Origin of the sequence: Legionella bozemanae, assembly GCF_001648595.1 — a bacterium.
In the GTDB taxonomy this organism is placed as follows: Bacteria; Pseudomonadota; Gammaproteobacteria; order Legionellales; family Legionellaceae; genus Legionella; species Legionella bozemanae.
Genome location: NZ_LBAW01000046.1, coordinates 1 through 6,882 on the forward strand (window position 1 = coordinate 1; position 6,882 = coordinate 6,882).

Consider the following 6,882-nt stretch of genomic DNA (forward strand, 5'->3'; position numbering starts at 1 on the left):
TAGCACGCCAATATTGAATATCACGTCGAATCGTGAGCGGTTATTAAAGCAGATTTCTGTCGGAGCGGTATGGGGCGTAGGGCGGCAATGGGAAAAGAAACTCATCACGCGAGGAATTGACACCGCGTATGATTTGGCAACCACAAATATTCATCTTCTGAAAAAGCGTTTTAATGTGGTCTTGATGCGTACTGCCATGGAGCTGCAAGGAATTGTCTGTGGCGACTTAGAAGAAATAGAGCCCAAACAAAGCATTATGTCATCAAAAAGTTTTGGGCGGATGCAAACACAATTCGCATCAATTGCCGAGTCAGTCAGCAGTCATTGTGCTCGTGCAGTGGAAAAAATGCGTCGCCAACATTTAATGGTACAGCGAATAAGTGTTTTTGTTCACACCAATCGCTTTCGTGATGATTTAGCACAGCATACTCAGTCCGTAGAGTTTCAGTTGATTCATCCTACAGATGATGTGCGCTTAATAACTCAAATCGCTAAGCGGTGTTTGCAGCGTATCTTCAAATCCGGATATTTTTATAAAAAAACAGGTGTATGTCTGCATGATTTAATTCCTAAAGACCCAACACAATTGGACCTTTTTCATCAGCCAAGTGATGCGCAGCTCCAGCATACTGAGCACTTAATGCGTGTGTTGGACCAAATCAATCAAAAATATGGCAGAAGCACCCTTCGTTTGGCTGCAGAAGGCTATTCCAAACCTTGGGCAATGCGCGCGGAGCTTAAATCACCTGCGTACACTACGCGATGGTCTGATGTTCCTCAAGTACGTGTGTATTGAGGCTTTTTATGAGCTTAATTAGAAAAATTATTCACATTGATATGGATTGCTTTTATGCTGCAATCGAAATGCGTGATTTTCCTGAGCTTGCGAATAAGCCCATCGCGGTAGGAGGGGAGGCACATCGACGTGGTGTCATTGCCACCTGTAATTATGCGGCACGTGCATTTGGTGTGCGTTCAGCCATGCCTACGGCAAAAGCGCTTAAATTATGCCCTCACCTTATCTTACGGCCGGTGCGTATGGAGGTTTATCGAAAAGAAAGCCAATTGATTCGCGCTTTGTTTGAGGAATATACCCCTTTGATTGAACCTTTATCTTTGGATGAAGTTTATCTTGATGTGACCACCTCCACAAAGTGTAAGGGGAGTGCTACCTGGATAGCCCAAGAGTTACGTGAGCGCATTTATCAGACACGACAATTGACTGCGAGTGCAGGAATTGCCCCAAACAAGAGCTTGGCAAAAATTGCTAGTGATTGGCGTAAGCCTAACGGCCAAAAGGTAATTCGACCCGAGGAAGTTGCTGCATTTATGATTGATTTGCCGGTGCGCAAGTTATTTGGAGTTGGTCCTAGAATGGAAGAAAAACTTAATGCATTAAATATTAAAACATGTGGTGAGTTACAACAGCATTCAATGGAGTATTTATCCCATGAATTTGGTGCTCTAGGTCAGAGACTTTATGATTTAGCACGAGGAATAGATGAGCGTCCTGTCAATCCTGAACGTATTCGCAAATCCATTAGTGTCGAAGAAACTTATTTACACGATTTACCGAATGTGGAATCCTGTTTTGCTGCTTTACCCGAATTAATGGCGCGGCTTGAAGCACGAATGAAACAGGCAGGAACATTGTCTTCAATACACACTCTTTTTGTTAAATTAAAATTTAATGATTTTCAGCAAACCACGGTGGAATGTGTGCATGACAGTCTCGATTTAAATATATTATGCCAACTCCTACACGAAGGTTTTTTGAGAAAACGTATGCCAGTAAGATTGTTAGGCATAGGAATCAAATTGAAGCAAGAAAAGATCTATGAGGGCATTCAACTGCCTTTATTTGATTTAAACTTAGTTCAGAAGTGATAAATAACTCTAATATAAGGCATCCATATTTATGACGGCAGAAATCAAAATTCCAAATCTAAATGAAATTCGCGAAGCCAGAACGCTTCTCGGTGATAAAATTTTGCTGACTCCTGTTTGGGAATGGAGGGGACAAGAAAAAGATAATCTTTTTGGAAAGAATACTGAATTATTTCTCAAGCTTGAAACACTCCAATATGGTGGTTGTTTTAAACTTCGTGGCGCCTTATTAAATATGATGGCGCTAAAGAGCAGTGAATTAAAAAACGGAGTTACTGCTATAAGCGCTGGTAATCATGCAATTGCAGTCGCATACGCTGCAAAACAATTGGGTATCAGTGCGAAAGTTGTTATTCCAAAAACGGCTAACACATTTCGAGTTCAACGGTGTCAATCTTATGGCGCCGAAATCATTTATTGTGACACCATTAATGAAGGCTTTAACCTGGTTCATGAAATTGCAAAACAGGAATCTCGAGCCTTTATTCATCCTTTTGAGGGATACCAGACTGCATTGGGAACAGCTACATTGGGCTTGGAATTTGCGGAACAGACTAACAGATTAGATGCTGTTGTTGTCGCTATAGGAGGCGGTGGCTTATGTGCAGGGGTTTCAAATGCTTTCAAGCAAGCCCAACCCTCCTGTAAAATCTACGGGGTTGAGCCAGAAGGCGCAGATACAATGAGTCGAAGTTTCAAAGCGAATAAGCCAATGGCCATTAATAAAATTCAAACCATCGCAGATAGTCTTGGTGCCCCTAAAGCGGAACCCTATAGTTTCCATTTATGTAAACTGAATGTCGATAAATTAGTAACGGTTCATGATAATGAACTTATTACTGCAATGAAATTAATTGCAGAAGAACTCAAAATGATGGTTGAGCCAGCTTGTGCAGCTGCCATTGCAGCATCTCTTAACCCATTGAAAAACGAGCTTCATGGAAAAAGGGTAGGGATTATTTTTTGTGGAAGTAATATTGATATCAGTACCTTTTGCGGTCATTGTAATTAGAAAACTACTAATTCAAAGTTGATATATTTTCCGTTATTTCTAGGAAAATTCTCGTTTTTTTTGTTGGGGTCTTGGAAAATTCTGAAACAGCATTTGATAAGAGCCCCTTAAGGAGGCTCAGTAAGATGAAAAAACATAAATTTGTCCATTAACATCCACCGAACAATAGTTACTAATAAACAGATCACGAGCAAAAGCTTCATAATCAAAATAGTAGTATAAATTATCCGGCAATTGATGGGCATAACATTCATCAAATAATTGCTTAGCGAAATCAACCTCGGAATCAAAGCAACCGTGAAAATTTTCCAGCATAGTTTGTGCCTCATCTATTGAGCAGTAACAAAGAAGGGCTAAGCCCAACTCTGCGTGTTCTTTAATAAATGATGCGTATTCAACAATAGTGCCTATTGCTTCGTACTCATGGATATTGATACCGCCGAAACCTTCATAATCGTGTATGGCATACTCTTCAGCACTTTTTATTTTTAAGTCTGATTAATTCTAAAATTATTTCAAGTAAACATCATGATCGATGAAAAAAATTTTAGTCTGAGATTTAATCTAATTGTCGAAGCCAACTATTTGCAAAAAGCCCTTTATGGTATAACTGTCAGATTGATTAAACACATAAGGATAAAAAATACAATGGATGTTCGCTCAACAATTACAAAAGCCTCTCTAGCCAGCTTAATGCTGATTTTTAGCCAATCATTGTATGCTAAGACACTCAAAGAAAATACAAATGTAACTCAGTGCGATAAAAATGCTGTATCTTTTTTTAATTTTCTTTTTGCAGATGGCAGCAATGGTATTGAAGCAATATCTTTTGCAGGTGATGCAAGCGTAGTTGTTAATGGCTCTCTTATAAGCGGAGGGAATGGGACATCTGGAGGAAATGGTGGGATTGGCATTCTTGTTGATAGCCTGACAGCAAATGCGAGGGTCACCACTAATAACACTACCGTCTCGGGTGGAAATGGGGATACAACGGGTCAAGGTGGTGCAGGCCTTAGCATTCATGCAGAGCAATTGATGGCCGCTAACCTTCAGAATAGCACGATCACGGGTGGCGATGGAGGTTCAAGCGGCATGGGTGGTCATGGAATTATTACTGGTTCTGACCAAGATAATACCCTAATCATAATTGATTCAAATTCAAAGGTTACCGGGGGTACTGGAGGTACAAATAGCCAAGGAGGCGATGCGATTAACTCCAACTCAGGACAATCCACAACAATTGTTCTTAATGGTAATAGCACAGTTCAAGGTGGTAACGGGGGGTTGAATGGTAATGGCGGCAATGGAGTGAGCCTTAGCTCAGTATCAGCATCCGTACTTATTATTGGTTCTGGATCACAAGTTGCTGGCGGAGATGGATTTGGAAGTGGTGTTGGTGGTATTGGGATTACAGGAAATAACCTTTCTATTACAAATGCAGGGACCATTTCTGGAGGTTTCTCCAATTCAATCCAGCAAAATGCGATCATCTTTACTGGCGGGATTAACTCTTTGGAACTAGAGGCAGGATCAATTATTAATGGTAATGTAATTGCCTTTAGCTCAATGGATACACTAGCTCTTGGTGGTAGTTCGAATAGCAATTTTGATGTTTCAACTATTGGTTCGCAATATCAAAATTTTGGTATTTATAAAAAAGTCGGTACCAATACGTGGGTTCTTACTGGCACAACCTCATCCATTACGAATTGGGACATACAATCAGGGATTTTATCGATTAGCGATGATAGCAATTTGGGAAATGCAGCAAGTATTCTGATTTTAGATGGTGGCACCTTACTCAATATGAATGCGATTAACAGTAATCGCATGATCACAATCACAGGTAATAACGGAAGCCTCGTCACCGATGCCGATTTAACCCTGAATGGCTCTCTTAGTGGATCAGGTAACTTAAGCAAACAGGGTAACGCGGTTTTAACTTTAATGGGTAACAGTAGTGACTTCACTGGAACAACAACAGTTGCTCAAGGCACATTAATCATGAATGGTACTCTTGGAGGCAACGTTAATGTACTCGGTAACTCTCTTTTTAGAGGTAATGGAACAATACTTGGCACAGTGACCGTAAATAATGGCGCAACTATTGCACCCAACACTCCAACCCAGGCATTAAATATGGGCGGATATATTTCTAATTCAGGCGCATTTTATAACGCAGAAATAAACCCAAATGGGAATTCCAGTTTAATTAATGTGACAGGAACTGCAGTTCTCAATGGAGGTATCGTCCAAATCACTCCAGAGCCAGGCACATATAAAGTTAACACTCAGTATACTCTAGTCAATGCTGAGGGTGGAGTAACAGGTACTTATGATGAGCTAATTCAAAGTCTTAATCTTCTCTTTATTACTCCTGCCTTAGCTTATGATGCGAATCATGTTTATCTGGATCTGCTACGTTCTACAACTCCTTTTTCGATTTTTGCTGTCACTCCAAACCAAGTTGCTGTAGCCAATGCTGCGGATACGCTTAATCCGAATGATGAGGTATTTACAGCATTAGCAAGTTTAGTTAATACAACTCAAGCACAACAAGCATTTAATAGTTTATCCGGTGAAATTTATGCTTCATCATTAAGTGCATTGCTTGAAGAAAGCCGTTATTTGCGTCATACGACCTTAAATCGTTTACAACAAATTTCCACCGAAGCAAGCACACAATTTGATTTTAATTATGGTCTTAATCATCCGTCCCCCGCTCAAAACAAATGGGAATGGTGGGTAGAAGGCTTTAGTGCTAAAGGATATTTATCCGGAAATTTTAATACCAGCAGGGTCACTGACTCCAATGGAGGCGCATTCATTGGCGTAGATACTCTCATAGGAAACAATATGCGTGTGGGTATGTTAGGTGGTTATCAGCACAGTAGCTTAGATATCGATGCGCTGTCTTCACAAGCCAATGTCAACAGTTACTCCTTGGGAGTATATAGTGGCGCGCAAGTCGATCAATTCGCCATACGCACTGGAGCTGCTTATACTTGGAATAACTCAAAAGTTAATCGTCAAGTTGCTTTCCCCGGTTTCCTCAACCAATTAAGAACCAGTTATAATCCGAACACCACTCAAGTTTTTGCTGAATTAGGTTATTCTTTTTATCTACAAAAACTGTTGTTCGAACCTTTAATTGACTTAGCCTACGTATCTATTGACAGCTCTGATTGGACCGAGCATGGTGGGGATGCGGCACTTACTGGAAGTGGTGATGAAGATATTTTTTATACTACTTTAGGATTAAGACAAACTGCTTTGTTAGCTAAAAGTCACTCATCAGAACTCAGCGAAAAAGTTGTCCTCGGTTGGCGCCATGCCTCCCAAAATATAAACCCGGTAGCCACTTTAGCCTTTGCTTCTGGAAGCTTACCCTTTTTTATTGATGGAGCACCCATAGCAAAAAATGCATTATTGATTGATGCAGGCTTGAATTTAGTTAATATAGATAAAAACATTACCTTTAGAGTAACGTACTTAGGACAATTAGCAAGCAGTGTTATTGACAATGGTGTTGCTGGAATATTGACTTGGCAATTCTTCTAAACGATTTCTAGCTATGGATAAGGTTTTTTTTGTTATCCATAGTTTTGCCCACTTACTTCATCGGGGGAGGGATCCATCCTTTTTAAAATTATTCAATCTGATCTAATGTGTACATCAGGCCTAAAAAGGTTTTTATTTTTACCAAATATTAATTCGAGAGTATTCTGACTAGAATAAAATTTTATGCTTAAAATTTGACTAAATTAATGAATAATATATCATAGTTACTTTCAGTAATTATCCAAAAAAGCTAATTATTTTATGATTTTTAAAGAATAGGTAGAGTAAAGTGGTTTCTCGTGAAATAACATTTAATAAGTCTGATTACTGTGATTCCCAGATCTAAGAAGGGCGGGGTTAAGGCGGATTCAACTCGCTAATGCAACTAGCTTTTTTGGGCAACCCAAACAGTTGCTCCTCCA

Annotated in this window: 4 protein-coding genes and 1 pseudogene; 4 read left to right on the forward strand and 1 reads right to left on the reverse strand. The window is 39.8% G+C overall.

The window, feature by feature from the left end:
• From A8O27_RS17745 to A8O27_RS17755, 3 genes are all read left to right on the forward strand, one after another.
• The coding region (locus A8O27_RS17745; RefSeq protein WP_154669259.1) for a DUF4113 domain-containing protein at positions 1–796 on the forward strand (796 nt) is incomplete at its 5' end.
• A gap of 8 nt (positions 797–804) precedes the next feature.
• A complete protein-coding gene (dinB, locus tag A8O27_RS17750) occupies positions 805–1,887 on the forward strand; it encodes a DNA polymerase IV (protein ID WP_064115149.1) in 1,083 nt (360 codons plus the stop codon).
• A gap of 31 nt (positions 1,888–1,918) precedes the next feature.
• Entirely contained in the window at positions 1,919–2,899 is a 981-nt protein-coding gene (locus A8O27_RS17755; protein WP_058459906.1) for a threonine/serine dehydratase family protein, read from the forward strand.
• Positions 2,900–3,016: 117 nt separating this feature from the next.
• On the opposite strand, the pseudogene A8O27_RS17760 reads toward A8O27_RS17755, so the two are convergent.
• Positions 3,017–3,379: pseudogene (locus A8O27_RS17760) on the reverse strand (antirestriction protein ArdA); the annotation flags it as partial.
• A 168-nt stretch (positions 3,380–3,547) separates the two neighbouring features.
• Here A8O27_RS17760 and A8O27_RS17765 point away from each other — a divergent pair.
• Positions 3,548–6,460, forward strand: a complete 2,913-nt coding sequence (locus A8O27_RS17765) for an autotransporter outer membrane beta-barrel domain-containing protein (RefSeq protein WP_058459905.1) — start codon at positions 3,548–3,550, stop codon at positions 6,458–6,460.
• The last annotated feature ends 422 nt before the right edge of the window (positions 6,461–6,882 follow it).